The sequence below is a fragment of the Paracoccus sanguinis genome (assembly GCF_900106665.1).
In the GTDB taxonomy this organism is placed as follows: domain Bacteria; phylum Pseudomonadota; class Alphaproteobacteria; order Rhodobacterales; family Rhodobacteraceae; genus Paracoccus; species Paracoccus panacisoli.
The window spans coordinates 949626-975105 of sequence record NZ_FNNA01000001.1 but is presented as its reverse complement, the minus strand read 5'-3'; the positions used below and the strand labels follow the sequence as shown (position 1 = coordinate 975105).

Genomic DNA, 25480 nt, shown 5'->3' with positions numbered 1-25480 from the left:
AAAGGGACGCCATGGACGCGCTGATCCAGCTGATGAACGGGTTCGCGTCGGCCATCGCGCCGATGAACCTCGCCTTTGCGGCCATCGGCGTGCTGCTGGGGACCGCGGTCGGCGTCCTGCCAGGGATCGGGCCGGCGCTGACGGTCGCGCTCTTGTTGCCGGTGACGTTCAAGCTCGACCCCGGCGGTTCGCTGATCATGTTCGCGGGGATCTATTACGGCGGGATGTACGGCGGCTCGACCACCGCCATCCTGCTCAACACCCCGGGCGAGGCTGCCTCGGTCGTCACCGCGCTCGAGGGGAACCAGATGGCCCGGCGCGGGCGAGGCGGGCCGGCGCTGGCGACCGCGGCCATCGGGTCGTTCGTGGCGGCGCTGATCGCCACGCTGGGGCTGGCGTTCCTTGCCCCGATCCTCGTCAAGGTCGCGGTCAAGTTCGGGCCGTGGGACTATTTCGGGCTGATGCTGATCGCCTTCGTCACCGTCTCGGCGACCTTCGGCAACTCGCCGCTGCGGGGGCTGACGAGCCTCGCCATCGGGCTGTGGCTGGGGCTGATCGGGATCGACCAGCTGACCGGGCAGACGCGGCTCGCCTTCGGGGTGCCGAACCTCTTCGACGGGATCGAGGTCACCACGCTGGCGGTCGGCCTGTTTGCCATCGGCGAGGCGCTGTTCGTCGCCTCGCGTCACGCCCGCGCGCCGGAACGGCCGATCCCGATCAAGGGGTCGATCTGGATGACGCGGGCCGACTGGGCGCGCTCGTGGCGGCCGTGGCTGCGCGGCGCGGCCTTCGGCTTCCCCATCGGCGCGCTGCCGGCGGGGGGCGCCGAGATCCCCACGTTCCTCAGCTACACCACCGAGCGCAAGCTCTCGAAGCACCCCGAAGAGTTCGGCCATGGCGCGATCGAGGGCGTCGCCGGGCCCGAGGCCGCCAACAACGCCAGCGCCGCCGGCTCGCTCGTGCCGCTGCTGACGCTGGGGCTGCCGACCTCGGCCACGGCGGCGGTGATGCTGGCGGGGTTCCAGCAGTACAACATCCAGCCCGGGCCGCTGCTCTTCGCCACCCACGCGCAGCTGGTCTGGACGCTGATCGCCTCGCTCTTTATCGCCAACGTGATGCTGCTGGTCCTGAACCTGCCGCTGGTCGGGCTGTGGGTGCAGCTGCTCAAGATCCCGATGCCGTGGCTCTATGCCGGGATCGCGGTGTTCGCCACGATGGGCACGATCGCCGCCAACCCCTCGGTGGTCGAGCTGCTGCTGCTCGGCGGGTTCGGGGTGCTGGGGTTCCTGATGCGGCGCTACGACTATCCGGTGGCGCCGGTGATCGTCGGCCTGATCCTCGGGCCGATGGCCGACAGCCAGTTCCGCCGCGCGCTGCAGATGAGCCAGGGCGACCCGATGGTGTTCTTCCAGCACCCCGGTTCGGTGGTGATGATCGCGCTGGCGACGATCGCGCTGGTCGCGCCGTTCCTGTTCCGCGGGCTGGCGCGGTTCCGGGCCGACGAGGACTGAGCCCCCGTCCGGCGCCTCTCAGTGCGCCATCAGCACCGGCAGCGGCGCGCGCGCGAGGATGTCCTTCGTCGTCCCGCCCAGCAGGTCCTCGCTGAACTTGCTGTGCTCATAGGCGCCCATGATCAGCAGCCCGGCCCCGAGGTCGTCGCAGGCTTGCAGGATGGTCGCGCCGATCCCGCCCGCACCGGCGGGACGCAGGGCAAGCTCCGCCTCGATCCCGTGCAGCGACAGCAGCCGCAGCGCGTCCTGCCCGAACTCGGCCGGCAGGTCGGGGCCGATGCCGAGGATGGTCACCCGCTCCTTGGTGCCGAGGATGTGCATGGCGTCGCCCATCGCGCGGGCCGAGGCGCGCTTGCCGTCCCAGGCGACGACGGCGGTTTCGCGGATGGCGGGCTCGGCGTAGCCCGGCGGGACGATCAGCACCGGCCGCCCCGAGCGCAGCGCCACCACGTCGGGGCGCACGGCGAAGTCGGCGGCGGGCTCGCCCTCGACCGGGGCGCCCATCACCACGATGTCGTGCCCGCGGGCGGCCTGTGCCAGCCCGCCGCCGCGGGCGTCGAGGACGGTGAACTCGACCCGGTCCGCCACCCCGGCCGCCGCCACGGCGGCGTCGAAGCCGGCGCGCCGTTCGGCGACATAGGCGGCCTCGGCCTCGTCGAGAACGCGGTCGATCTCGCGCGTCATGAAGGCGCCTGCGCGTCGGCGCAGCGGGTTCGGCGCCTGCCAGACGGCCGCGGTCAGCCGGGCGTCGTACTTGGCCACCATCAGCAGCGCCATGTGCAGCGCCGCCGCGCCCCCGCCGTTGCCGGTGTAGCTGGTCAGGATGCTTCGGATCGCCATGATGTGCCCCCCCGTCCGGCGCGCCGGTTCACCCGACTATCGGGCGGTTCCGGCTGCCGTGCAATCGGCAGGGCGGGTCAGATGTTATCGGGCTGCGGCATCCCCAGCACGTGGTAGCCGCCGTCCACCGTCACCACCTCGCCCGTCGTGCAGGCGCCCCAGTCCGAGGCGAGCCACACCGCCGTCCCGCCGATCGCCTCGAGCGTGGCGTTGGCGCGCAAGGGCGCGTTCGCCTCGGTGTGGCGATAGGTCTTGCGGGCGCCGCCGATGGCCGCCCCGGCGAGGGTCTTCATCGGCCCGGGCGAGATCGCGTTGACGCGGATGCCGTCGGGGCCAAGGTCGTTGGCGAGGTAGCGCACGGTCGATTCCAGCGCCGCCTTGGCCACGCCCATGACATTGTAGAACGGCGTCACCCGGTTCGAGCCGCCGTAGGTCAGGGTCAGGATGGTGCTGCCCGGACCCATCAGCGGCAGCGCCCGGCGCGCCACCTCGATCAGCGAATAGCACGAGATGTCGAGCGACTGCTTGAAGTTGGCGCGGCTGGTGTTGACGAAGCGCCCGGTCAGCTCGTCCTTGTTCGAGAACGCGATGGCGTGGACGAGGATGTCGATCCGCCCCCAGCGCTCGGCCAGCGTGGCAAAGGCCGCGTCAAGCGAGGCATCGTCGGTCACGTCCACGTCCACCAGCAGGTCCGACCCGACGCTGGCCGCGAGCGGCTCGACCCGCTTGCCGAACGCCTCGCCCTGATAGGTAAAGGCGAGTTCAGCCCCCTCGGCGGCCAGCGCCCGCGCGATCCCCCAGGCGATCGAGCGGTCGTTGGCGACCCCCATCACCAGCGCCCGCTTGCCGCTCAGTAAATCCGTCATGCCTGTCAGTCCTGCAGTTTCGAAAGGACCAGCGTGGCGTTGGTGCCGCCAAAGCCGAAGCTGTTCGAGAGGACCGAGTCGAAGGCGACCCCGTCGATGCGCTCGAGCGCGACCTCGTCCGCGTGGATCTCGGGGTCGAGTTGGGTGATGTTGGCGCTGGCAGCAATGAAGCCGCCCTCCATCATCAGCAGCGAATAGATCGCCTCGTGCACCCCGGTGGCGCCCAGGCTGTGGCCGGTCAGCGACTTGGTGGACGAGGTCTTGGGCACGTTCCCCTCACCGAAGACGCGGCGCAGGGCCTTGATTTCGGTGACGTCGCCGGCGGGGGTCGAGGTGCCGTGGGCGTTCACATAGGTGATGCGCCGCCCCTCGGGCAGGGTGGCCAGCGCCGTGCGCATCGACCGCTCGCCGCCCTCGCCCGAGGGTGCGACCATGTCGTAGCCGTCCGAGGTCGCGCCGTAGCCGGTGACTTCGGCATAGATCTTGGCGCCCCGGGCGCGGGCGTGCTCAAGCTCCTCGAGCACCACGACCCCGCCGCCCCCGGCGATCACGAACCCGTCGCGGGTCGCGTCGAAGGGGCGCGAGGCGGTCGCGGGCGTGTCGTTGTACTTCGACGACATCGCCCCCATCGCGTCGAAGAGGCACGAGAGCGTCCAGTCCAGTTCCTCGCCGCCACCGGCGAAGACGATGTCCTGCTTGCCCATCTGGATCTGCTCGACGCCGTTGCCGATGCAATGCGCGCTGGTCGAGCAGGCCGAGGTGATCGAGTAGTTCACGCCCTTGATGGCGAACGGCGTGGCAAGGCAGGCCGAGTTCGTGCTGCTCATGCAGCGGGTGACCATGAACGGCCCCATGCGCTTCGGCGCGCCCTTCTCGATGACGATCTGGTGGGCCTGGAAGAAGTTCGAGGTGGACGGCCCGCCCGAGCCCATGATCAGCCCGGTGCGCGGGTTCGAGACGTCGCCCGGCTCGAGCCCGCTGTCCTTGATCGCCTGTTCCATGGCGATGAAGTTGTAGGCCGCGCCCGGCCCCATGAAGCGCAGGTCGCGCTTGTCGATGTGATCCTCGAGCACGATCTGCGGCTTGCCGTGGATCTGGCTGCGGAACCCGTGCTCGGTGTATTCGGGGGCCGCCACGATGCCCGAGCGGCCGTCCTTCAGCGACTGCGCGACCTCGGCGGCCGAGTTCCCGATGGGCGAGACGATCCCCAGCCCGGTGATGACGACGCGGCGCATGGGCACCCTTTCCTTGTGCGGGGTCAGCTCTCGGAGAGAGCGACCTTCATGTCCTTGACCTGATAGATGACCTCGCCATCGGCCTCGACGATGCCGTCGGCGACGCCCATCGTGAGCCGGCGGGTCTGCACGGCCTTGGTGAAATCGACCTTGTAGGTCAGCAGCTTGCGGTCAGGGCGGACCATCCCGGTCAGCTTGACCTCACCCACCCCCAGCGCATAGCCGCGCCCCGGCCAGCCGCGCCAGCCGAGGTTGAAGCCGGTGAGTTGCCAGAGCCCGTCGAGCCCGAGGCACCCCGGCATGATCGGGTTGCCCGGAAAGTGGCATTCGAAGAACCACAGGTCGGGGGTGATGTCGAACTCGGCCACGACATGACCCTTGCCGTGCAGCCCGCCGTCCTCGGAAATGTCGGTGATGCGGTCCATCATCAGCATCGGCGGTTCGGGCAGCTGCGCGTTGCCCGGCCCGAACAGCTCGCCCCGGGCGCAGGCCAGAAGGGCGTCCTTGTCGAAGCTGGTCCGTTCCATCGCCATCTTGGTCCCCCACCGCGTCCGTTGGCCTCGCCAAGCCCGGCCAGGGCGGGAAAGGCTGGCTCTCGCTCTAGCATCCCGGTGCCAAATGCCGCAAGGGCACGAGGTCCGGCCCGCCCCGCGCGGCCGGGATGCGGCCGGGCGCGCCGGGCCCGCCGCCCCGCGCCAAGGCATCGCATTGCCACGGCCGGCAGTTTCCTGAATGAACCGGACAACGGCACGGTGATGAGGAATCAGGCAGATGGCACGGATCGACGAGAAACTCGAAACCATCCTCGAGACGGTGAAGCAGCGCAACGCGGGCGAGCCCGAGTTCCACCAGGCGGTCATCGAGGTGATGGAGAGCCTGGGCCGCGTCGTCGCCAAGCACCCCCAGTTCCTCGAGGAAGGGCTGATCGAGCGCATCTGCGAGCCCGAGCGGCAGATCATCTTCCGGGTGCCGTGGGTGGACGACCAGAACCGCGTGCGGATCAACCGCGGCTTCCGCGTCCAGTTCAACTCGGCGCTCGGCCCCTACAAGGGCGGCATCCGCTTCCACCCCTCGGTCAACGTGGGGATCATCAAGTTCCTGGGGTTCGAGCAGACGTTCAAGAACGCGCTCACCACGATGCCGATCGGCGGCGGCAAGGGCGGGTCGGACTTCGACCCCAAGGGCCGCTCGGACGGCGAGGTCATGCGGTTCTGCCAGTCGTTCATGACCGAGCTCTACCGCCACTTGGGCGAATACACCGACGTCCCGGCGGGCGACATCGGCGTGGGCGGGCGCGAGATCGGCTACATGTTCGGCCAGTACAAGCGCCTGACCAACCGCTATGAGGCCGGCGTGCTGACCGGCAAGGGCCTCAGCTACGGCGGCAGCCGCGCCCGCCCCGAGGCCACGGGCTACGGCACGGTGTTCTTCGTCCGCTCGATGCTCGAGGCGCAGGGCGAGGGGCTTGAGGGGCGCACCGCGGTCGTCTCGGGCTCGGGCAACGTCGCCACCTTCGCCATCGAGAAGCTGCAGGAGTTCGGCGCCAAGGTCGTCGCCTGCTCGGATTCGGGCGGCTATGTGGTCGACGAGGGCGGGCTCGACCTCGATCTGGTGCGCGAGATCAAGGAAAAGCGGCGCGGCCGGATCTCCGAGTATCACCGCATCAAGGGCACCGGGACGTATTTCGTAGAGGCCGGCAAGGGCGCCATCTGGGACGTGCCGTGCCAGATCGCGCTGCCCTGCGCGACGCAGAACGAGCTGAACGGCAAGCAGGCCGCGACGCTGATCAAGAACGGCGTCAAGGTCGTGGCCGAGGGCGCCAACATGCCCTGCACGCCCGAGGCGATTTCGGCGCTGCAGCGGGCGGGCATCCTCTATGCCCCCGGCAAGGCCGCGAACGCAGGCGGGGTCGCCACCTCGGCGCTCGAGATGCAGCAGAACGCCTCGCGCGACAGCTGGACGTTCGAGCAGACGGTGGACCGGCTCGAGGACATCATGACCAACATCCACGATGTCTGCGCCGAGACCGCCGAGGAATACGGCGCGCCGGGCGACTATGTGCTGGGCGCCAACATCGCGGGCTTCGTCAAGGTGGCCGAGGCGATGCGGGCGCTGGGCGTCATCTGAGCATCAGTCGGGCCGGTCTCACCCACCGGCCCGGCAGCACCCCGACGGGGGCGTGGCCCGCAGGCCACCCGCCGCGCCTTTCCGCCGCCGGCGCCCGGAACCCCATCCTTGGGTCGGGCGTAGCTGTTGTAAGGGGCCTGCGCGCCCGGCGAACAGCAACGGAAAGGACCCCGGACCATGCGCCTCGATCGGCTTGGCCTGCTCTCCGCCCCCGCCATCCTGCTGATGACGACGATGCTCGCCTCGGCGCAGGTCGCCCCGGCGCCTGCCGCGCCCCCCGCGGCCGCCCCCGCCGAGATCGACCTGACCACGTGGGAGGTGGGCGACATCGACGCGCTGCCCGACGACGACTACGGGCAGATGGTCCGCTACGGCTTCAGGCTGGCGACCGAGACCCCGGCCGTGATCGGCCCCGAGGTCGCCGATCCCGCCATGCGCTACTCGGGCAACAACCTCGCCTGCACGAGCTGCCATCAGGAGAACGCGACCAAGCCCTATGCCATGCCGTGGACCGGTGTGACGGCGGTGTTCCCGCAGTACCGCGCCCGCGAGAACGCGCTGCAGACGGTCGAGGATCGGGTGAACGGCTGCATGGAGCGGTCGATGGCCGGCAAGGCGCTGCCGCTCGACAGCGCCGAGATGCGGGGCTTTGCGGCCTACATCCACTTCCTGTCCCGCGGCATCCCGGTCGGCGCCACGCTGAAGGGCGCCGGGGTCGAGCGGGTGGCCGCGCCGAACCGCGCCGCCGATCCGGCCGCGGGCAAGGCCGTCTTTGCCGAGCATTGCGTCGTCTGCCACGCCGAGGACGGCACCGGCCAGCGGATGGGCGAGGCAGGGGATGCCCAGGGCTACGTCTTCCCGCCGGTCGCGGGCACGGACAGCTACAACGACGGGGCCGGGATGTACCGGGTGCTGACGGCGTACCGCTTCATCCTCAACAACATGCCGCAGGGTGCCGACCACACCGCGCGGCAGCTGACCGAAGATCAGGCCTACGACGTAGCGGCCTATCTCTCGTCGATGGACCGCGGCCACAAGGAGGGGATGGACAAGGACTTCCCCGACCTGCTGCGCAAGTCGCCCGACATGCCATTCCCGCCCTTCGCCGGCGATTTCCCGGCCGAACAGCACAAGTTCGGCCCGTTCAAGCCGATCGCCGACTATCTTGCCGCCGAGATCAAGGCGCGCGATGCCAAGGGTGGCGGGGCGTCGACCGAGTAGGGGGCCAGCGCCGGGCCGGGCCTAGAACCACTGGCCCGGCTCCATCAGCCCCAGCTCCATCAGCTGCTGCGAGTTCCAGCGGAACGGGTGCGAGCCCCGCCAGGCGAAGCTCGTGATCTCGTCGCGCGAGCCGGGGTTGCGGGCCAGCGCCTTGGCGACCCGGAACGAGGCGACCGCCGCGGTCAGGTTGTTGTGCCACGGGCAGGCGAAGGTGTTCATCTCTTCGACCGACAGCCGGTGGTCGGGCAGAAGCCGCAGCCCCGGCTCGGTCCTGAACAGCGCGATCCGGTCGATGCGGCGGCGGTCGGCGGGCAGATGTTCCTCGAAGCGCCAGCGCAGGCCACCGAAGAAGTCCAGCTGCCGCTCTTTCCAGCCGCCCTGCCGGTCGGGGCGGCCGAGCGCGTAGTAGCCCGAGCGGTCGAACATCGCCTCGGCCATGCTGACCGCGTCCGGGCTGCGGCTCAGGTCGGGGGCGTAGAGATCAACCACATAGGTCAGCATCGCCCGCCGCCGTTCCTCGGCGTGGAAGGTCAGCATCTCGCCGATGGTGCGGGTCTCGCAGAAGGGAAAGAACAGGAACTCGGCGTTGTAGCCGTAATAGATCCACGTCCCCGCCGGGGCGCGCTCGATCACGGCGTTGACGCCCCGCACATGGGCGCCGGGCCGGCGCGCGTCGAAGCGCAGGTTGACGATCCGGCCCTTGTCGTCGGGCGGCAACTGCCCCGCCGCCAGCGGCTCGGGCGACAGCGCGAGGATCTTGCGGAACCCGAGCCGCAGGTGGTGGGCGAGGGTGGCGGCGACCTCGGCCTCGTCCTCGACCAGCAGGATGGCGATGGGCCCGCGGGCAAGGTGCGTGCCCGGCGAGGAAAGGAACGCCTCGAGCGGCGGGTGGCTGCGCGGCGCCGCGGGCACAGAGGCGGCCTGCGCCCCGGGGGGGCGCGCCGGATCGCTCACCGCAGGACCGCCCGGACCTGCTCGAGCACGCCGCCCAGCATCGAGGGGCTGCGCGCGGCCGAGCGCACCACCGTGGACAGCGAAGCCTTCTGCGCCGCGTCCAGATTGCTCGTCTCGATCAGCCCCAGCACGGCGTCGAGGTCGAAGCCCTCGACGGTCAGCAGCCGGTCGATCTCGGCCGCCGAGCGGGCGCCGCTGGCCGCCTCGCGCCCGGCCTGGGCGGCATCGCGGGCGGCCTCGCCCGCGGCGGTGGCGGCGGTGGCCGCCGTCGCGCCGTCGCCCGAGGCGGCGCCGGCCGCGGCATGGGCGGCGGCATCGGCCGCGCTGTCGGCGGCGCGTATCGCGGCTTCGGCCGCGGCCTGCGCCTCGGCTGCCGCGTCCGAGGCGGGGGCAGGGGCCGCGCCGTCCACCGTGCGGGTCGCCTCGGCGGCGGCATCGGCGGCGAGGGCGGCGGCATCCGCGGCGGCGTCGGCCGCATCGCCCGCCGCGTCGGCGGCGGCCGCGGGGGCCGGCTCGGCCGGGGCGGCAGGGGCAGAGGGGGTGGGGGTCGGCGCCGGGGTCACGGGCGCGGGGTCGGGCGCCGAGGTCATGGGCGCAGTGCCGGGCATCAGCGTCTCGCGCGATTGCCACAGCCACACGCCGCCCAAGAGCAGCACGATCACCAGAATCACGGTCCCCAGACGCGCCATCTCACCCTCATTCGTCAGGCCGGTCCGCGGCCCCCGGCGGGCGCGGCTAGCGACTGGCCGCTTCTCGCACAGCCGGCGCGCCGCGAAAAGCCGCCCCACGACCCCCGCGGCGCCCATGATCGCTGTTGAAACCCGGCCTGCGGTTGATTATCTCCGCCCCAGGATTTCCAACGATCGAAGGACTACGCCCATAGCTCGCCGCCCGCACAACGCACCGCCCACCCGCGACACCGGCCCCCGCACCAACGACCGCATCCGCGTCCCCGAGATCCGCCTGATCGGCGCCGATGGCGAGAATGTGGGCGTGGTGACGCCCGCCCGCGGGATCGCCATGGCCGAGGAAGCCGGGCTCGACCTCGTCGAGATCTCGCCCAACGCCGTGCCGCCGGTCTGCAAGATCATGGACTTGGGCAAGTTCAAGTACGAACAGCAGAAGCGTGAGGCCGAGGCCCGCAAGAAGCAGAAGATCATCGAGATCAAGGAGATCAAGTTCCGTCCCGGGACCGATACCCATGATTACGACGTCAAGATGCGCTCGGTGATGAAGTTTCTGGAAGAGGGCGACAAGGTCAAGATCACGCTCCGCTTCCGCGGCCGCGAGATGGCCCACCAGCAGCTCGGGATCGAGCTTCTGAACCGCGTCCGCGACGACGTGGGCGAGGCGGGCAAGGTCGAATCGATGCCGAAGCTCGAGGGCCGGCAGATGGTGATGATGATCGCACCGCGCTGAGCCGCGGATCGCGCGAAACGCTGAGCGGCCTGCCCTTCGGGCGGGCCGTTTCTCTGTCGGGGGGACGACATGGACCGGGTCGGCTGCATCGTGATCGGCGCGGGCGTCGTGGGCCTTGCCATTGCCCGGGCGCTGGCGCTGCGCGGGGTCGAGGTCGCGCTGCTCGAGGCCGAGGACGCGATCGGCACCCACACCAGCTCGCGCAACTCCGAGGTCATCCACGCCGGGATCTACTACCCCGAGGGCAGCCTCAAGGCGCGGCTCTGCGTCGCGGGGCGGGCGGCGCTCTACGACTACGCCGCCGCGCGCGGCATCCCCCACGACCGCTGCGGCAAGCTGATCGTGGCGACCGACGCCACGCAGGCCGAGGTGCTCGCGGCGATCCGCGCGCGGGCGGCAGCCAATGGCGTCGCGCTGACGCCGCTCACCGCCGCCGAGGCGCAGGGGATGGAGCCGGCGCTCGCCTGCACCGGCGCGCTGCTCTCGCCCGAGACGGGGATCGTGGACAGCCACGCGCTGATGACGGCGCTGCGGCATGACGCAGAGGCGGCGGGCGCGCTGCTGGCGCTGGGCACGCGGGTCACGCGGGTCGAGACGGGGCCGGCGGGCTTCGTCGTCCACACCGACACCGCCGACGGGCCCTTTGCGCTGGCCGCCGACCGGGTGGTGAACGCCGCCGGGCTCTGGGCCTCGGACGTCGCCGCCCGCATCGACGGGCTGACGGACGTGCCCGAGACGCGCTTCGCCCGCGGCAGCTATTACGCCGTGCCCGGCCGCGCGGCGTTCCGGCGGCTGATCTACCCGGTGCCCGAGCCGGGCGGGCTGGGGGTGCACCTGACGCTCGATCTCGGCGGGGCGATGCGCTTCGGCCCGGACGTCGAGTGGATCGACACCGTGGATTACCGCGTGAACCCCACCCGCCGCGCGCACTTCGAGGCCGAGATCCGCCGCTACTGGCCGGGCCTGCCCGCGGGCGCACTTGCGCCGACCTATTGCGGCATCCGCCCCAAGCTGTCCGGCGAGGGCGAGCCTGCCGCCGATTTCCGCATCGACGGCCCGGCCGCGCACGGGATCGCGGGGCTCGTCAACCTCTACGGGATCGAAAGCCCCGGCCTCACCGCCTCGCTCGCCATCGGCGACCACGTGGCGGCGCTGCTCGACTAGAGGGCGGCGAGTTCGTCCGTCGCGCGCACCAGCTCGGCCGCGATCCGCGGCTCGGTCAGCGCATGGCCCGAGGCCGGGACCAGCCGCAGCTCGGCCGCGTCCCACCCGCAGGCGAGTTCCCACGCGCTATGCGGGGGGCAGACCATGTCATAGCGGCCCTGCACGATCACCGCGGGCAGATGCGCGATGCGGTGGCGGTCGCGCAGCAACTGGCCCTCGTCGAGGAAGCAGCGGTTGGCGAAGTAATGGCACTCGAGCCGGGCGAAGGCGCGGGCGTAGGCCGGGGGCGGCACGCCGGGGCAGGGGTTGTCCATCGCGGCGAGCGCATTCTCCCACGCGGTCCAGCCGAGGGCGGCGCGGGTCTCGACCTCGCGGTCGCCCGAGAACAGGCGCCGGTGATAGGCGGCGATCATGTCGCCCCGCTCGGCGGCGGGGATCGGGGCGGCGAAGCGCGCCCAGAGTTCGGGCCAGAACCGCCCGGCCCCGCCCTGGTAGAACCAGTCGAGCTCGGACTGCCGGCCGAGGAACACGCCCCGCAGCACCAGCGCCCGCACCGCCGCGGGCCGCGCCTGCGCGTAGGCGAGCGCCAGCGTCGCGCCCCAGCTGCCGCCGAACAGCACCGCCGGTCCCAGCCCCAGCGCCGCCACGATGGCGTCGATGTCGCCCAAGAGATGCGCGGTGGTGTTGGCGGCGACCTCGGCCTGCGGGGTGGAAAGGCCGCAGCCGCGCTGGTCGAAGAGCACGACCCGCCAGCGCGCGGGGTCGAAGAAGCGGCGCATGACCGGGCTGCAGCCGCCCCCCGGCCCGCCGTGCAGCACGATCACCGGGATGCCCGCGGGGTTGCCGCATTGCTCGACATAGATCACGTGGCCGTCGCCGCGATCCAGCCGCCGCCGGTCGAACGGCTCGATCGGCGGATACAGCCGGCCGTGCGGCGATGCCGCAGTGTTTTGCGCTGCCAAGCGGTCCATGTCCCAGCTATACACCGCCCGGCGCCCCGTCGCCACGCCCCACGGCCACCAAGGAGACCGCCATGACCACATCCGCGCCCCAGTCCAGCATCGACGCGGCCGAGGTCGCCAAGTTCGAGGCGATGGCCGCCGAGTGGTGGGATCCGAAGGGCAAGTTCAAGCCGCTGCACATGCTGAACCCGGTGCGGCTCGACTATATCGCCGGCCAGATCGCGGCCGAGTTCGCCCGCGACCCCCGCAGCCTGCGCCCGTTCGAGGGGCTGCGGCTGCTTGACATCGGTTGCGGCGGCGGGCTGGTGTCCGAGCCGATGGCGCGGCTGGGGGCCACCGTCACCGGCGCCGACGCGGCCGAGGGCAACATCCGCATCGCGCGGCTGCACGCCGAGCAGTCGGGGCTCAAGATCGACTACCGCGCCACGACCGCCGAGGCGCTGCTCGAGGCGGGCGAGCGCTTCGACGTGGTGCTGGCGCTCGAGATCGTCGAGCACGTCGCCGACCCGCAGGCCTTCGTCACCACCTGCGCGCGGCTGCTGCGGCCGGGCGGGCTGCTCGTCGCCTCGACGCTGAACCGCACGCCGCAGAGCTTCGCCGCCGCCATCGTCGGCGCCGAGTGGGTGATGCGCTGGCTGCCGCGCGGCACCCACGACTGGCGGCGGTTCATCCGGCCGGACGATCTGGCGGGGATGTTCGCGGCCGCTGGGGTGCGGGTCGTGGACCGCGCGGGCATGGTGTTCAACCCGGTGACCTTCGGCTGGTCGCTGTCGCCGCGCGATCTGTCGGTGAACTATCTCATGGCCGGGGTGCGCGACTGACGCGCCGCCCGCAGCTTCTTTCTGGCCCAAAGACCCGTCAGGCCGCGCCTCACGCCTCGTCCTCGAGCCGCTCGCGCAGCCGCCGCAGCACCGGCAGCGCCGCGCGGACCTCGGCCGGGCCGATGTCGCGCACGACCTCGGCCAGCCGCGGCAGGAACGCGGCCAGCGCCGCGTCGCGTGCCGCCCGCCCGGCCGGGCTGATCGAGACGAGCTTGCGGCGCGCGTCGTCCCAGTCGGGGCGGATGTGGACGTGACCGGCCCACTCCAGCCGCGCCAGCGTGTTGGTCATGGCGCTGCGCTGGACGTGGAACGCCTCGGCCAGCTCGGCCGGGCTGCGCTCGCAGCCGAGATGGGCGAGCAGGTTCAGCACCGAGAAATGCGACAGTTGCATCCCGCCCGGCAAGCTGCGGGTCACCAGCCGGTTGGCCAGCTGCTCACCGATCATCAGCTCGGCGAACAGGCTCGCGGCCAGCGCATTGGCGGCGTCGTCGCTCATGGCCCCCAGATCACCGGATCGTGCCGCCACGCCGGCACCCGGCGGCGGGCGTCCTCGACCCGCGCGAGGTCGAGGTCGACCAGCGTCACCCCCGGCGCGGTGCCGCCGTCGGCCAGCACCTCGCCCCAGGGCGCGACGGCGAGCGAATGGCCGTGGCTGCGCCGCGGGGGGCGGTCGGGGGAATGGGGCGCGGGGTGGGTGCCGCATTGCGCGGGGGCGAGGACGAAACAGCCGGTCTCGATGGCGCGGGCGCGCAGCAGCACTTCCCAATGGGCGGCGCCGGTGGTGTCGTTGAAGGCGGCGGGCACGGTCAGGATCTGCGCCCCGGCGCGGGCGAGCCGCCGGTAGAGATGCGGGAAGCGCAGGTCATAGCAGACCGTCATCCCGACCCCGACCGGCGCGCCGCCGACGACCGGGCCGGACGCCAGCACCGCCCGGTCGCCGGGGCGGAAGGCGGCGCTCTCGCAGTAGCTCTCGGTCGCCGAGACGGTGACGTCGAACATGTGGATCTTGTCGTAGCGCGCGACGATGCCCCCGTTCGGGGCGATCAGCAGGCTGCGGTTGGCGAAGCGCGGCTCGTCGGCGGCGTCGCTCAGGAGCGACAGCGAGCCGATCAGCAGCCACACCCCTAGCCGTTCGGCCTCGGCCGACAGGGCGGCGAGCGTCGGGTCGTCGGCCTCGCGGTGCAAGAGGCGCGCCTGCCTTGCCCGGTCGGGGGTCAGCAGGTTGGTCACCTCGGGCGTCAGCACGAACTGCGCCCCGCCCGAGGCGGCCTGACGGATGAAATCCAGCGTCACGGGCAGGTTCGCGGCCGGGTCGTCCCCGACCGAGAGCTGCACCAGCCCGGCGCGCAGGTGCCTCACAGCCCCAGCATCGAATCGAGCTTACCCTGCCGGTCGAGCGCGTGCAGGTCGTCCGACCCGCCGACGTGGACCCCGTCGATGAAGATCTGCGGCACCGTGCGCCGCCCGCCGGCGCGCTGGGTCATCTCGGCCCGCAGGTCGGGGGTGCGGCCGACGTCGATCAGCTCGTACGAGACGCCCTTCCGGCCCAGAAGGCCGCGGGCCATGTGGCAGTAGGGGCAGGACTGGGTGGCGTAGATTTCGACGCGGGCGGTCATGGCGGTCTCCGAAGATGTCTGGGGTGCAAGATGGCGGCGGAACCGCGCGACTTCCACCCCGTAAGGCGCCCGCCGCGCCGGTCCGCGCCGGGGCCGGACTAGCTGCGCAGGTCCACCGTGCCCTCGCCGGGGCGACCGTTGACCTCGGCCACCTCGGCCACGACCTCGATCAGCGTGAGGCCGGGGGTGTCGATCCCCTGCTCGAACCAGCGGTCGAGGTCCTTGGTCCAGTGCGCCTCGAACAGCGCCCGGTCGTCGCGGTGCAGCCGCGCCTGGCCGCGAACCGAGATCCACGTGTCCTTCGACTGGAAGTCCAGCGTCACGTTCGGATCGGCCTCAAGCTCGCGCACCTTGCGGGTGTCGCCGTTCGAGAAGAACCAGTTGTCCCCGTCCCAGTCCACCTGGGCGTTGTTGGACATGGCCCGGCTCGAGATCGCGCCGCCCTCGCCGTGGGTGGCCATGAAGCACAGATCCATGTCGCGCATGGCCTTGGCCACGTCCTCGCGGGTCAGCCTGTCGGCCATCGGTTCGTCTCCCCTGTTTCTGGCCGGGTTGGCCCGGCGCACAGCGGAACGCGCGTCCCCCCCGACCGTTCCGAGGGCCACCAGCGGCCGTCACCCAACCGTTGCAGTTCCTTGCCAGCCTGCCGCCCGCCCCCTATATCGCGCCTTTCCCCCGCGCGCCCCGCCAACCCCCGCGCCACGCCCCTTCCCCAGCCGTCCGAGGCCCCGCCCATGACCGAGCCGCAGACCCCGTTCTACCTGATCGACCGCGCCCGCCTCGCGGCGAACATGGAGAAGATGGTGCGCCTGCGCGAACGCTCGGGCGCCAAGACGCTGCTGGCGCTCAAGTGCTTCGCCACTTGGGGGGTGTTCGACCAGATGGCGCAGTCGATGGACGGCACCACCTCGTCCTCGCTCTACGAGCTGCGGCTCGGGCGCGAGAAGTTCGGGGGCGAGACACACGCCTACTCCGTCGCCTGGGCCGATCACGAGATCGACGAGGCGGTGGGCTATGCCGACAAGATCATCTTCAACAGCCTCGGCCAGCTCGACCGGTTCCACGACCGCACCCAGGGCATCGCCTGCGGGCTGCGGCTGAACCCGCGGTTCTCGACCAGCGGCTTCGACCTCGCCGACCCGGCGCGGCCGTTCTCGCGGCTGGGCGAGTGGGACATGGCGCGGCTCGAGGCGGCGCTGGGCCGCATCTCGGGGGTGATGATCCACTACAACTGCGAGAACCGCGACTTCGACCTGTTCGCGGGCCAGCTTGACCGGATCGAGGCCGAGTTCGGCAGCTTCCTGGAAAAGCTCGAGTGGGTCAGCCTCGGCGGCGGCATCCATTTCACCGGCGAGGGCTATCCGCTGGATGCGCTCGCCGACCGGCTCAAGGCGTTCGCCGAGCGCTTCGGGGTGCAGGTCTACCTGGAACCGGGCGAGGCGAGCATCACCGGCACCACGACGCTTGAGGTGTCTGTCCTCGACATCCTCGACAACGGCAAGCAGGTCGCGGTCGTCGACAGCAGCATCGAGGCGCATATGCTCGACCTGCTGATCTACCGCGAGAACGCCAAGTTGCCGCAGGCGGGCGACCACCCCTACCAGATCGCCGGCAAGTCCTGCCTCGCGGGCGACATCTTCGGCGAGGCGCGCTTTGCCCAGCCGCTCAAGGTGGGCGACCGGATCAGCGTCGAGGACGCCGCCGGTTACACGATGGTCAAGAAGAACTGGTTCAACGGCGTGGCCATGCCCGCGATCTGCATCCGCGAGCGCGACGGAACGATCACCACCGTCCGGCGCTTCGGCTATGACGACTACCGGGACTCGCTGTCCTGAGGCCTTGATTCGAAAGGAGACTGCTGCGGTGGAGAAACCCAACGTCCTCATCATCGGCGCCGGCGGCGTGGCTCAGGTCACCGCCCACAAGGTCGCGCAGCACGCGGCCGAGTTCGGCGCGATCCACATGGCGAACCGGACGCAGGCCAAGGCCGACGCCATCGTGGACAGCATCCGGGACAAGGGCACCGCCGCCGGCCTGACGATCACCACCCATGCGCTCGACGCGATGGACGCGGACAAAGTCGCGGCGCTGATCCGCGAGACGGGCGCGAAGATCGTCATCAACGTCGGCACGGCCTTCATCAACAAGACCGTCCTCAAGGGCTGCATCGCGGCGGGTGCGGCCTATATCGACACCGCCATCCACGAAGACCCCGACAAGATCTGCGAGACGCCGCCGTGGTACGGCAACCACGAATGGCCGATGCGCGGCGACGTCGAGGCCGCCGGGATCACCGCGATCCTCGGCGCGGGGTTCGACCCCGGCGTGGTCAACGCCTATGCGCGGCTGGCCGAGGACGAATATTTCGACGAGATCACCTCGATCGACATCGTCGACATCAACGCCGGCAATCACGGCCGCTGGTTCGCCACCAACTTCGACCCCGAGATCAACTTCCGCGAGTTCACCGGCACCGTCTATTCCTGGCAGGGCGGCGCGTGGCGCGAGAACGAGATGTTCGAGATCGGGCGCGAGTGGGACCTGCCGGTGGTCGGCAAGCAGACCGCCTATCTGGCGGGGCATGACGAGGTGCACAGCCTCTCGGCCCGCTATCCGCAGTCCGACGTGCGGTTCTGGATGGGCTTCGGGGCGCATTACATCAACGTCTTCACGGTGCTGAAGAACCTCGGCCTGCTGAGCGAGCAGCCGGTCAAGACCGCCGAGGGGCTCGAGGTGGTGCCGCTCAAGGTGGTCAAGGCGGTGCTGCCCGACCCGGCAAGTCTTGCCGCCGACTACACCGGCAAGACCTGCATCGGCGATCTGGTCAAGGGCACCCGCGACGGCGTCGAGGGCGAGGTCTTCATCTACAACGTCGCCGACCACAAGGAGGCCTATACCGAGGTCGGCAGCCAGGGCATCAGCTACACCGCCGGCGTGCCGCCGGTGGCCGCAGCGATCCTGATCGCCCGCGGCGTCTGGGACGTGAAGCGGATGGTCAACGTCGAGGACCTGCCCGCCCGCCCCTTCCTCGAGCTTCTGGGCGAGATGGGCCTGCCCACGCGGGTCATCGACGCCAACGGCGACCGCCCGATCTGATCCGGGTGGGCGGCGGCTGCCGCCTCTCCGTCAGACCCCTTGAAGGCCCTGCCCCGCGGCGGGGCCTTCTGCCGTTCACGCCGACGCGAGAAGGACAGCGCGGCACACGACTCTTTGTTGCCTTGACGGGTCGTGCGTCAGGGAACCAATTATGCCACCGGCTGTTGCCAGTCGCTTGTGCCGCGGGTCCGTGCGGCGCGGGCGGTTGGGGCGTGACGGACATCCTCGACGACGAGGGGCATGGGGACAGGGAATGAACAAATACGGCGGCGACAACAGGCAGATGTTCCCAAGCGCATACGGCAGCGGCGACAAGCCGAAGCCGCTGGTGCCGCGCTGGGCGATCATCGGCATCTTCATCATCCTCGCCTTCCAGATGCTGGCGACGGCGCGGGCCTTCCTCATGCCGGTGGCACTGGGGGTGCTGCTCTTCTTCGTCTTCGTGCCGATCCGGCGCTGGATGGACCGCCGCGGGGTGCCGCCGGGGGCGACCGCGGGCCTGATCGTGCTGGGGATCGTCGCCTCGATCGGGGTGCTCGGGTTCTTCGTCTCGGGCCCCGCCGGGCAGCTCATCGATGACGCGCCGTCGATCAGCCGCCAGCTCAAGCAGAAATACACCGACTTCCGCGAGAACTTCCGCGGCATCGAGCGCGCGGCCGAGGGCCTGGGCGACATCGCCGGCGGCGGTGCGCCGACCGCGACCGTGACCAGCGTCGAGGCTGACCCGAACGGGGGCGCGGTGGCGACGACCACCACCACCGCCACGACCGAGGTGCCCGCGACGATGCCGATGCCCGGCTCGCCCGCCGCCCAGCCGGGCGCGGCGCCGGTCGCGCCCGACACCGCGCCGGTGGGCCGGACGGTGGGTCAGCCGCCCGCCACGACCCTGCCCGCTGGGCTCGAGCCGCAGACGACCACCGAGGCCGGGTCGGTCACCGCCTCGTCCACCGTCACCCAGCCCGGCGCGGGCGATGCCCCCGCCGCCACCAACCAGCTGCGGGTCGAGGTCGCGGCGCCCTCGCAGACGACCTCGCTCACCTCGACGCTGGTGAGCATGGGGCCGGCCATCGTCAGCCAACTGTTCTTCACGCTGATCTTCCTGTTCTTCCTGCTGGCGTCGGGCGACCTGCTGTATCTGCGGATCGTGCAGAGCTTCGACACGATCAAGGAAAAGCGCGCCGCCTATAACGCGCTGCGCGAGATCGAATCGAGCCTCGGCAACTACCTCGGCGCGATCACCATCATCAACGTCGGCCTGGGGGTCGTCTCGGGCCTCGCCATGTGGGCCTGGGGGATGCCCTCGCCGCTGCTGTGGGGGATCGCCGCCGCGGTGCTGAACTACATCCCCTACATCGGCGCGGCGCTCGGCTATATCGGTGCCTTCGTCGTGGCGCTGGTGGTGTTCGACGACATCTGGACGGCGCTGCTGATCGGCGGCACCTACTTCGGCCTCACCGCGATCGAGGGCCAGTTCGTCACGCCCTATTTCGTCTCGCGCCGGTTGCAGCTCAACACCGTCGTGGTGTTCCTGACCGTGGCGCTCTGGGCCTGGCTCTGGTCGGTGCTCGGCATGGTCGTCGCGGTGCCGATGCTCGTGGTGATGCGGGTGCTGGCCGACCACATCCCGGGGCTCGAGAAGTTCGGCAACTTCCTTGCCGGCGACGACCTGCCGCCGCTGAGCGAAGAGGAAAAGGCGGCCGAGCGCGCCGCCGAGGCCGAGGCCAAGGCCAAGGCCGATGCCGCGCTGGCCGAGGTCGCGGCGTCGAAAGCCGAGGCCGCGAACGGCGCCGGCGACACCGCCGCCCCGCCGCCCGCCGGGACCACGCCGGCGCGGCCTGCGTGAGACGCTGACCGGGGGGCGTGATGCCTCCCGGTCCCCACCCCTTGGGGGCGCCGCTGCGGCCCCTTGCACAGACGGGGTCGGGGCGCTATATGACCCTCACAGCGGCGCAGGCGTCCACACCCTGCCCACCGGGAGTTTGCACGGGCCGCCCAGACGGCCCGTTTTTCATTTTCAGGATCGGACATGACCGACCTCATCGCCAAGACCGCCATCGACCGGCGCCTCGCCGAGATCATCCAGCCGGTGATCGAGGGCATGGGGTTCGAGCTGGTGCGCCTGCGCCTGCAGGGCGGCAAGACCGCCACGCTGCAGATCATGGCCGACCGGCCCGAGGGCGGGATCAACGTCGATGACTGCGCCGAGATCTCGACCGCCGTCAGCGCCACGCTGGACGTGGAAGACCCGCTCGAGGACGCCTATCACCTTGAGGTGTCGTCGCCCGGGATCGACCGGCCACTGACCCGGCTCAAGGACTTCGCCACGTTCGAGGGTTATGACGCCCGGCTCGAGACGAACCAGCCCATCGACGGGCGCAAGCGCTTCAAGGGCGTGCTGGCGGGCGTGGACGGCGACGAGGTGCTGCTCAACATCGTCGAGCATGGCGAGACGGTGACGGTCGGGCTGAACTTCGACCTGCTGTCGGACGCCAAGCTGCTGCTGACCGACGAGCTGATCGCCCTGATGCTGAAAGAGCGCAAGGAGGCCGGCACCCTGCCGCCCGGCGCCGAGGCCGGGGCGGGGATCGGCGACGGCCGCGGGGCCGGCGTCGATGCGGACGACACCGACGGATTTGACGAAATCGTAACCTACACCGGCGATCCCGACGACGCGGATGCCGACGACGACACCGACAAGGAGTGAGTGATGGCGATCACCTCTGCCAACCAGCTTGAGCTCTTGCAGACCGCCGAGGCGGTCGCGCGCGAGAAGATGATCGACCCCGATCTGGTGATCGAGGCGATGGAGGACAGCCTCGCCCGCGCCGCCAAGTCGCGCTACGGGGCCGAGATGGACATCCGGGTGGTCATCGACCGCAAGACCGGCAACGCGACCTTCACCCGCGTCCGCACCGTGGTCCCCGAGGAAGAGCTGGAAAACTACCAGGCCCAGTTCACCGCCGAGCAGGCGCGCCCGTATTTCGAGGCGCAGAAGAACCCCGGCAACTTCTGGACCCGCGAGGATGCGCGGCTGACCGAGTTCGACGGCGGCCCGCAGCCCGGCGACGTCTTCCAGGAGACCGTGCCCCCGGTCGAGCTGGGCCGGATCGCCGCCCAGTCGGCCAAGCAGGTGATCCTGCAGAAGGTCCGCGAGGCCGAGCGCGACCGCCAGTACGAAGAGTTCAAGGACCGCACCGGGACGATCATCAACGGCATCGTCAAGCGCGAGGAATACGGCAACATCATCGTGGACGTGGGCCGCGGCGAGGCGATCCTGCGCCGCAACGAGAAGATCGGCCGCGAGAGCTATCGCCTGAACGACCGCATCCGCGCCTATGTCAAGGACGTGCGCCGCGAGGCCCGCGGCCCGCAGATCTTCCTGTCGCGCACCGACCCGCAGTTCATGGCCGAGCTGTTCAAGATGGAAGTGCCGGAGATCTATGACGGCGTCATCGAGATCAAGGCTGTGGCCCGCGACCCGGGCAGCCGCGCCAAGATCGCGGTGATCTCGTACGACAACTCGATCGACCCGGTCGGCGCCTGCGTGGGGATGCGCGGCAGCCGCGTGCAGGCCGTCGTGGGCGAGCTGCAGGGCGAGAAGATCGACATCATCCCGTGGTCCGAGGACCAGGCGACGTTCCTCGTGAACGCGCTGCAGCCGGCCGAGGTCGCCAAGGTGGTGATCGACGAGGACGCGACCCGGATCGAGGTCGTGGTCCCCGAAGAGCAGCTGTCGCTTGCCATCGGCCGGCGCGGCCAGAACGTGCGGCTGGCGAGCCAGCTGACCGGCATGGACATCGACATCCTCACCGAAGAGGAAGAATCGAAGCGCCGTCAGGCCGAGTTCAACGCCCGCACCCAGCTGTTCATGGACACGCTGGACCTGGACGAGTTCTTCGCCCAGCTGCTGGTCGCCGAGGGCTTCACCAACCTCGAAGAGGTCGCCTATGTCGATCTCGACGAGCTGCTGTCGATCGAGGGCGTGGACGAGGGCACGGCGGAAGAGCTGCAGGCCCGCGCCCGCGACCACATCGAGGCCGCGGCCCGCAAGGCGCTTGAGAACGCGCGCGAACTGGGGGCCGAGGACAGCCTGATCGAATTCGACGGGCTGACCGCGCAGATGGTCGAGGCGCTGGCCAAGGATGGCGTCAAGACGCTCGAGGATTTCGCCACCTGCGCCGACTGGGAACTGGCCGGCGGCTGGACCACCAACAACGGCCAGCGGGTGAAGGACGACGGCATCCTCGAGCCGTTCGGGATCAGCCTCGAGCAGGCGCAGGACATGGTGATGACCGCCCGCGTGATGCTGGGCTGGGTCGATCCCGACGAGCTTCACCCCGCGGCCGAGGCCGAGGGCGACACCGAGGAGGCCGGGGTGTAACGCCCCGGACCGCCCTTGACGCGCGGGGGTCGTGCAAAGGACAGAGAGGCGGCGTCGGAACGGCGCTGCCTCGTCACGGGCGAGGTGCAGCCCAAGTCGGGGCTGATCCGGTTCGTCGCCGGGCCGGACGGCATGGTGGTGCCGGACCTGTCCGAGAAGCTGCCCGGTCGCGGCTTCTGGGTCACCGCCGATCGGGCGGTGCTGGAAAAAGCCGTCGCCAAGGGGGTTTTCTCACGCGGGGCCAAGGCCCATGTGAAGGCGGACGACGACCTCGTGGACGGGATCGAGGCCGGGCTCGCCCGGCGGGTCGTGGACCTCGTGTCGCTGGCCCGCAAGGCCGGCGACGCGGTGGCGGGATTCGAGAAGGTCAAGGGCTGGCTCGCCGACGGCAAGGCCAAGGTGCTTTTGCAGGCCAGCGACGGGTCGGACCGTGGCAAGGGCAAGTTGTGGACGCCGCCCGGCGGCCGCTGGTTCGGATGCCTCACGGCATCGGAAATCGGTTTGGCTTTCGGGCGCGATCATGTCATACACAGCGCGCTCGCGCCGGGGGGCCTGACCGACAAGGTAATCAGGGACGCCAGCAGACTGAATGGTCTGCGCGGGCAAGGCGGCAGTTCGACTGCCCAGAAGGATGCGGAAGCGGATGAGCGATAGAGACGGAAAGAAACCCCTGGGTCTGGGCGGCGGCGCGGGTCGGCCGGGGCAGGTGAAGCAGAGCTTCAGCCACGGGCGCACGCACAACGTGGTGGTCGAGACCAAGCGCAAGCGCGTCGTGGTGCCCAAGCCCGGCGCCGCCGGCGCGGCGGCCGGGGCACCGGCGCCGCGTCCGAACTCGCCTGCCGCCGTCGCCTCCGACCCCTCGAAGCGTCCGGCCGGGATCTCGGAAGCCGAAATGGAGCGCCGCCTCAAGGCCCTCGCCGCCGCCAAGGCGCGCGAGGCCGACGAGAAGGCCGCCCGTGAGGCCGACGAGAAGGCCCGCGAGGAAGAGCGCGAGCGCCGTCGCGCCGAGATCGAGGCCAAGGAGCGCGAGGAGCGCGAGCGCGAAGAGGCGCTGAAGGCCAAGGCCGAAGAGGACGCCCGCAAGCTGCGCGAGGCGGAGCTGCGCGCGCAGAAGAAGGCCGAGGTCACCGCGAAGCCTGCCGAGCGCAGCACCGCCCCCGACCGCGCCGCCGCCGAGGCTGCTGCCGCCCGCGCCGACAAGGGGGCGCCGATGCGCCGCCCGACCGAGCGTGAGCGCGCCGAGGCCGACCGCGACCGCAACAAGGGCAAGGGTGGCGACACCCGCCGCGAGGGCAAGCTGTCGCTGACCCAGGCGCTTTCGGGCGAGGGCGGCCGCCAGCGCAGCCTCGCGCAGATGAAGCGCAAGCAGGAAAAGGCCCGCGCCAAGGCGATGGGCCAGTCGATGCGGGCCGAAAAGCAGGTCCGCGACGTGCAGCTGCCCGAGACGATCCTGGTCAGCGAGCTCGCGAACCGCATGGCGGAACGCTCGGCCGACGTGGTCAAGGCGCTCATGAAGATGGGCATGATGGTCACGGCCAACCAGCCGCTCGACGCCGACACCGCCGAGCTGGTGATCGAGGAGTTCGGCCACCGCGCCGTCCGCGTCACCGATGCGGACGTGGAACAGGCCATCGACACCGTCGAGGACAAGGAAGAGGATCTGGTCTCGCGCCCGCCGATCATCACGATCATGGGCCACGTGGACCACGGCAAGACCTCGCTGCTGGACAAGATCCGCCACGCCAACGTCGTCTCGGGCGAGGCCGGCGGCATCACCCAGCACATCGGCGCCTATCAGGTGACGACCGACAGCGGGGCGGTGCTGACCTTCCTCGACACCCCCGGCCACGCCGCGTTCACCTCGATGCGGGCGCGGGGCGCCAACGTCACGGACATCGTGGTGCTGGTGGTGGCGGCCGACGACGCGGTGATGCCGCAGACGGTCGAGGCCATCAACCACGCCAAGGCCGCGAACGTGCCGATGATCGTGGCGATCAACAAGATCGACAAGCCGACCGCCAACCCGCAGAAGGTCCGCACCGACCTGCTGCAGCACGAGGTCGTCGTCGAGGCGATGTCGGGCGAGGTGCAGGACGTCGAGGTTTCGGCCCACACCGGGCAGGGGCTCGATGAACTGCTCGAGGCGATCGCGCTGCAGGCCGAGATCCTCGAACTCAAGGCCAACCCCGGTCGCGCCGCGCAGGGCGCCGTGATCGAGGCCAAGCTGGACGTCGGCCGCGGGCCGGTGGCCACGGTGCTCGTCCAGCACGGCACGCTGAAGCAAGGCGACATCTTCGTCGTCGGCGAGCAGTGGGGCAAGGTCCGCGCGCTCATCGACGACAAGGGTGAGCGGGTGGCCGAGGCCGGCCCGTCGGTCCCGGTCGAGGTGCTGGGCCTGAACGGCACGCCCGAGGCGGGCGACGTGCTGAACGTGGTCGAGACCGAAGCGCAGGCGCGCGAGATCGCCGACTACCGGATCCAGGCCGCCAAGGACAAGCGCGCCGCCGCCGGCGCCGCGACCACGCTGCAGGAGCTGATGGCCAAGGCCAAGGCCGACGAGTCGGTGGCCGAGCTGCCGGTGGTGGTCAAGGCCGACGTGCAGGGTTCGGCCGAGGCCATCGTGCAGGCGCTCGAGAAGGTCGGCAACGACGAGGTCCGCGTGCGCGTGCTGCACTCGGGCGTGGGCGCGATCACCGAATCCGACATCGGCCTGGCCGAAGCGTCGGGCGCCCCGGTGATCGGCTTCAACGTCCGTGCCAACGCGCCGGCGCGGAACTCGGCCAGCCAGAAGGGCGTCGAGATCCGCTACTACTCGATCATCTACGACCTCGTGGACGACATCAAAGCCGCCGCGTCGGGTCTGCTGTCGGCCGAGGTGCGCGAGAACTTCATCGGCTACGCGGAAATCCGCGAGGTGTTCCGTGTCACCGGCGTCGGCAACGTCGCGGGGTGCCTCGTCACCGAGGGCGTGGCGCGCCGTTCGGCGGGTGTGCGCCTGCTGCGCGACAACGTGGTCATCCACGAGGGTACGCTCAAGACGCTCAAGCGCTTCAAGGACGAGGTCAAGGAAGTGCAGTCGGGCCAGGAATGCGGCATGGCGTTCGAGAACTACGACGACATCCGCAAGGGCGACGTCATCGAGATCTTCGAGCGCGAGGAGGTCGAGCGGAAGCTCTGACCCCCGGCCTGATCGGCAGAAAAAAGGCGGCGCGTCCCCGGCCGGGGGCGCGCCGCCTGCGTTCGCGGGGCCGGGGCGTTGGGCCCGCA

24 protein-coding genes are annotated in these 25480 nt (G+C 70.6%); 13 read left to right on the top strand and 11 right to left on the bottom strand.

All coding sequences use genetic code 11. The features are described 5' to 3' along the window. The first annotated feature begins 11 nt into the window (after nt 1-11). Nucleotides 12-1511 carry a tripartite tricarboxylate transporter permease gene (locus tag BLW17_RS04770; RefSeq protein ID WP_036711297.1) on the top strand — a complete coding sequence of 500 codons (1500 nt, stop codon included), beginning with the start codon at nt 12-14 and terminating at the stop codon, nt 1509-1511. A gap of 18 nt (nt 1512-1529) precedes the next feature. Here the strand turns inward: BLW17_RS04770 and BLW17_RS04765 are convergent, their stop codons facing one another. The 4 genes from BLW17_RS04765 to fabA form a co-directional block, all read right to left on the bottom strand. Beyond that, a complete protein-coding gene (locus tag BLW17_RS04765; protein ID WP_052176548.1) occupies nt 1530-2351 on the bottom strand; it encodes a universal stress protein in 822 nt (273 codons plus the stop codon). A 77-nt stretch (nt 2352-2428) separates the two neighbouring features. Then, complete coding sequence (locus tag BLW17_RS04760) at nt 2429-3217, bottom strand: enoyl-ACP reductase FabI (RefSeq protein WP_036735455.1); 789 nt, start codon at nt 3215-3217, stop codon at nt 2429-2431. Nucleotides 3218-3222: 5 nt separating this feature from the next. After that, nucleotides 3223-4452 carry a beta-ketoacyl-ACP synthase I gene (gene fabB, locus BLW17_RS04755; protein ID WP_036735452.1) on the bottom strand — a complete coding sequence of 410 codons (1230 nt, stop codon included), beginning with the start codon at nt 4450-4452 and terminating at the stop codon, nt 3223-3225. Between the two features lie 23 nt (nt 4453-4475). Beyond that, nucleotides 4476-4985: a bifunctional 3-hydroxydecanoyl-ACP dehydratase/trans-2-decenoyl-ACP isomerase gene (gene fabA, locus BLW17_RS04750; protein ID WP_036704577.1), complete on the bottom strand. Its 510-nt coding sequence runs from the start codon at nt 4983-4985 to the stop codon at nt 4476-4478. Between the two features lie 238 nt (nt 4986-5223). Between fabA and gdhA the strand changes: the two genes are divergently transcribed. Both gdhA and BLW17_RS04740 read left to right on the top strand, forming a co-directional pair. Further along, entirely contained in the window at nt 5224-6579 is a 1356-nt protein-coding gene (gene gdhA, locus BLW17_RS04745) for an NADP-specific glutamate dehydrogenase (RefSeq protein WP_036711305.1), read from the top strand. 177 nt (nt 6580-6756) lie between these two features. Then, a complete protein-coding gene (locus BLW17_RS04740; protein WP_052176547.1) occupies nt 6757-7800 on the top strand; it encodes a c-type cytochrome in 1044 nt (347 codons plus the stop codon). 21 nt (nt 7801-7821) lie between these two features. On the opposite strand, the gene BLW17_RS04735 is transcribed toward BLW17_RS04740, so the two are convergent. After that, nucleotides 7822-8754 (bottom strand): glycosyltransferase family 2 protein, encoded by a 933-nt coding sequence (locus BLW17_RS04735; RefSeq protein WP_244507311.1) that lies wholly within the window; start codon nt 8752-8754, stop codon nt 7822-7824. Continuing rightward, complete coding sequence (locus BLW17_RS04730) at nt 8751-9443, bottom strand: hypothetical protein (protein WP_074826142.1); 693 nt, start codon at nt 9441-9443, stop codon at nt 8751-8753. The genes BLW17_RS04735 and BLW17_RS04730 overlap by 4 nt, the downstream gene beginning before the upstream one ends. 115 nt (nt 9444-9558) lie before the next feature. Between BLW17_RS04730 and infC the strand changes: the two genes are divergently transcribed. Then, on the top strand, nt 9559-10173 hold the full coding sequence (infC, locus tag BLW17_RS04725; RefSeq protein ID WP_074826137.1) for a translation initiation factor IF-3: 615 nt from the start codon (nt 9559-9561) through the stop codon (nt 10171-10173). Nucleotides 10174-10242: 69 nt separating this feature from the next. Next, entirely contained in the window at nt 10243-11337 is a 1095-nt protein-coding gene (locus tag BLW17_RS04720; RefSeq protein ID WP_036736524.1) for an NAD(P)/FAD-dependent oxidoreductase, read from the top strand. On the opposite strand, the gene pip is transcribed toward BLW17_RS04720, so the two are convergent. Next, nucleotides 11334-12308 (bottom strand): prolyl aminopeptidase, encoded by a 975-nt coding sequence (gene pip, locus BLW17_RS04715; protein WP_036736526.1) that lies wholly within the window; start codon nt 12306-12308, stop codon nt 11334-11336. The two genes, BLW17_RS04720 and pip, sit on opposite strands and share 4 nt — an antisense overlap. A gap of 62 nt (nt 12309-12370) precedes the next feature. Between pip and ubiG the strand changes: the two genes are divergently transcribed. Further along, entirely contained in the window at nt 12371-13120 is a 750-nt protein-coding gene (ubiG, locus tag BLW17_RS04710) for a bifunctional 2-polyprenyl-6-hydroxyphenol methylase/3-demethylubiquinol 3-O-methyltransferase UbiG (protein ID WP_036712672.1), read from the top strand. 49 nt (nt 13121-13169) lie between these two features. Here the strand turns inward: ubiG and BLW17_RS04705 are convergent, their stop codons facing one another. The 4 genes from BLW17_RS04705 to BLW17_RS04690 form a co-directional block, all read right to left on the bottom strand. Continuing rightward, on the bottom strand, nt 13170-13616 hold the full coding sequence (locus BLW17_RS04705; RefSeq protein WP_036705032.1) for a MarR family winged helix-turn-helix transcriptional regulator: 447 nt from the start codon (nt 13614-13616) through the stop codon (nt 13170-13172). Further along, the gene (locus BLW17_RS04700) at nt 13613-14470 is read right to left on the bottom strand and encodes a carbon-nitrogen hydrolase family protein (protein ID WP_074826283.1); all 858 of its coding nucleotides are present in this window, start codon (nt 14468-14470) and stop codon (nt 13613-13615) included. The genes BLW17_RS04705 and BLW17_RS04700 overlap by 4 nt, the downstream gene beginning before the upstream one ends. A gap of 5 nt (nt 14471-14475) precedes the next feature. Continuing rightward, nucleotides 14476-14736 (bottom strand): glutaredoxin 3, encoded by a 261-nt coding sequence (grxC, locus tag BLW17_RS04695; RefSeq protein ID WP_036736528.1) that lies wholly within the window; start codon nt 14734-14736, stop codon nt 14476-14478. A gap of 98 nt (nt 14737-14834) precedes the next feature. Then, nucleotides 14835-15260 (bottom strand): pyridoxamine 5'-phosphate oxidase family protein, encoded by a 426-nt coding sequence (locus BLW17_RS04690; RefSeq protein WP_052176647.1) that lies wholly within the window; start codon nt 15258-15260, stop codon nt 14835-14837. Nucleotides 15261-15470: 210 nt separating this feature from the next. Between BLW17_RS04690 and BLW17_RS04685 the strand changes: the two genes are divergently transcribed. The 7 genes from BLW17_RS04685 to infB all read left to right on the top strand — a co-directional run bounded on the left by BLW17_RS04685 (nt 15471) and on the right by infB (nt 25391). Beyond that, nucleotides 15471-16571, top strand: a complete 1101-nt coding sequence (locus tag BLW17_RS04685) for a carboxynorspermidine decarboxylase (RefSeq protein WP_036735330.1) — start codon at nt 15471-15473, stop codon at nt 16569-16571. Then, nucleotides 16543-17832: a saccharopine dehydrogenase family protein gene (locus BLW17_RS04680; RefSeq protein ID WP_081969205.1), complete on the top strand. Its 1290-nt coding sequence runs from the start codon at nt 16543-16545 to the stop codon at nt 17830-17832. Before BLW17_RS04685 ends, BLW17_RS04680 begins: the two co-directional genes overlap by 29 nt. Before the next feature lie 283 nt (nt 17833-18115). Beyond that, complete coding sequence (locus BLW17_RS04675) at nt 18116-19675, top strand: AI-2E family transporter (RefSeq protein WP_197055300.1); 1560 nt, start codon at nt 18116-18118, stop codon at nt 19673-19675. Between the two features lie 183 nt (nt 19676-19858). After that, complete coding sequence (gene rimP, locus BLW17_RS04670) at nt 19859-20536, top strand: ribosome maturation factor RimP (protein WP_081969203.1); 678 nt, start codon at nt 19859-19861, stop codon at nt 20534-20536. Between the two features lie 3 nt (nt 20537-20539). Further along, nucleotides 20540-22213 carry a transcription termination factor NusA gene (gene nusA, locus BLW17_RS04665; protein WP_036735326.1) on the top strand — a complete coding sequence of 558 codons (1674 nt, stop codon included), beginning with the start codon at nt 20540-20542 and terminating at the stop codon, nt 22211-22213. A 15-nt stretch (nt 22214-22228) separates the two neighbouring features. After that, on the top strand, nt 22229-22867 hold the full coding sequence (locus BLW17_RS04660) for an RNA-binding protein (protein WP_036735324.1): 639 nt from the start codon (nt 22229-22231) through the stop codon (nt 22865-22867). Further along, the gene (gene infB / locus BLW17_RS04655; protein WP_036703934.1) at nt 22857-25391 is read left to right on the top strand and encodes a translation initiation factor IF-2; all 2535 of its coding nucleotides are present in this window, start codon (nt 22857-22859) and stop codon (nt 25389-25391) included. The genes BLW17_RS04660 and infB overlap by 11 nt, the downstream gene beginning before the upstream one ends. The last annotated feature ends 89 nt before the right edge of the window (nt 25392-25480 follow it).

Bases quoted from the DNA above. Each gene is read 5' to 3' on its own strand.
- BLW17_RS04770 (WP_036711297.1), top strand. From the start codon at position 12: ATGGACGCGCTGATCCAGCTGATGAACGGGTTCGCGTCGGCCATCGCG.
- BLW17_RS04765 (WP_052176548.1), bottom strand. From the start codon at position 2,351: ATGGCGATCCGAAGCATCCTGACCAGCTACACCGGCAACGGCGGGGGC.
- BLW17_RS04760 (WP_036735455.1), bottom strand. From the start codon at position 3,217: ATGACGGATTTACTGAGCGGCAAGCGGGCGCTGGTGATGGGGGTCGCC.
- fabB (WP_036735452.1), bottom strand. From the start codon at position 4,452: ATGCGCCGCGTCGTCATCACCGGGCTGGGGATCGTCTCGCCCATCGGG.
- fabA (WP_036704577.1), bottom strand. From the start codon at position 4,985: ATGGCGATGGAACGGACCAGCTTCGACAAGGACGCCCTTCTGGCCTGC.
- gdhA (WP_036711305.1), top strand. From the start codon at position 5,224: ATGGCACGGATCGACGAGAAACTCGAAACCATCCTCGAGACGGTGAAG.
- BLW17_RS04740 (WP_052176547.1), top strand. From the start codon at position 6,757: ATGCGCCTCGATCGGCTTGGCCTGCTCTCCGCCCCCGCCATCCTGCTG.
- BLW17_RS04730 (WP_074826142.1), bottom strand. From the start codon at position 9,443: ATGGCGCGTCTGGGGACCGTGATTCTGGTGATCGTGCTGCTCTTGGGC.
- infC (WP_074826137.1), top strand. From the start codon at position 9,559: ATGATCGCTGTTGAAACCCGGCCTGCGGTTGATTATCTCCGCCCCAGG.
- BLW17_RS04720 (WP_036736524.1), top strand. From the start codon at position 10,243: ATGGACCGGGTCGGCTGCATCGTGATCGGCGCGGGCGTCGTGGGCCTT.
- pip (WP_036736526.1), bottom strand. From the start codon at position 12,308: ATGGACCGCTTGGCAGCGCAAAACACTGCGGCATCGCCGCACGGCCGG.
- ubiG (WP_036712672.1), top strand. From the start codon at position 12,371: ATGACCACATCCGCGCCCCAGTCCAGCATCGACGCGGCCGAGGTCGCC.
- BLW17_RS04705 (WP_036705032.1), bottom strand. From the start codon at position 13,616: ATGAGCGACGACGCCGCCAATGCGCTGGCCGCGAGCCTGTTCGCCGAG.
- grxC (WP_036736528.1), bottom strand. From the start codon at position 14,736: ATGACCGCCCGCGTCGAAATCTACGCCACCCAGTCCTGCCCCTACTGC.
- BLW17_RS04690 (WP_052176647.1), bottom strand. From the start codon at position 15,260: ATGGCCGACAGGCTGACCCGCGAGGACGTGGCCAAGGCCATGCGCGAC.
- BLW17_RS04685 (WP_036735330.1), top strand. From the start codon at position 15,471: ATGACCGAGCCGCAGACCCCGTTCTACCTGATCGACCGCGCCCGCCTC.
- BLW17_RS04680 (WP_081969205.1), top strand. From the start codon at position 16,543: ATGACGACTACCGGGACTCGCTGTCCTGAGGCCTTGATTCGAAAGGAG.
- BLW17_RS04675 (WP_197055300.1), top strand. From the start codon at position 18,116: ATGTTCCCAAGCGCATACGGCAGCGGCGACAAGCCGAAGCCGCTGGTG.
- rimP (WP_081969203.1), top strand. From the start codon at position 19,859: ATGACCGACCTCATCGCCAAGACCGCCATCGACCGGCGCCTCGCCGAG.
- nusA (WP_036735326.1), top strand. From the start codon at position 20,540: ATGGCGATCACCTCTGCCAACCAGCTTGAGCTCTTGCAGACCGCCGAG.
- infB (WP_036703934.1), top strand. From the start codon at position 22,857: ATGAGCGATAGAGACGGAAAGAAACCCCTGGGTCTGGGCGGCGGCGCG.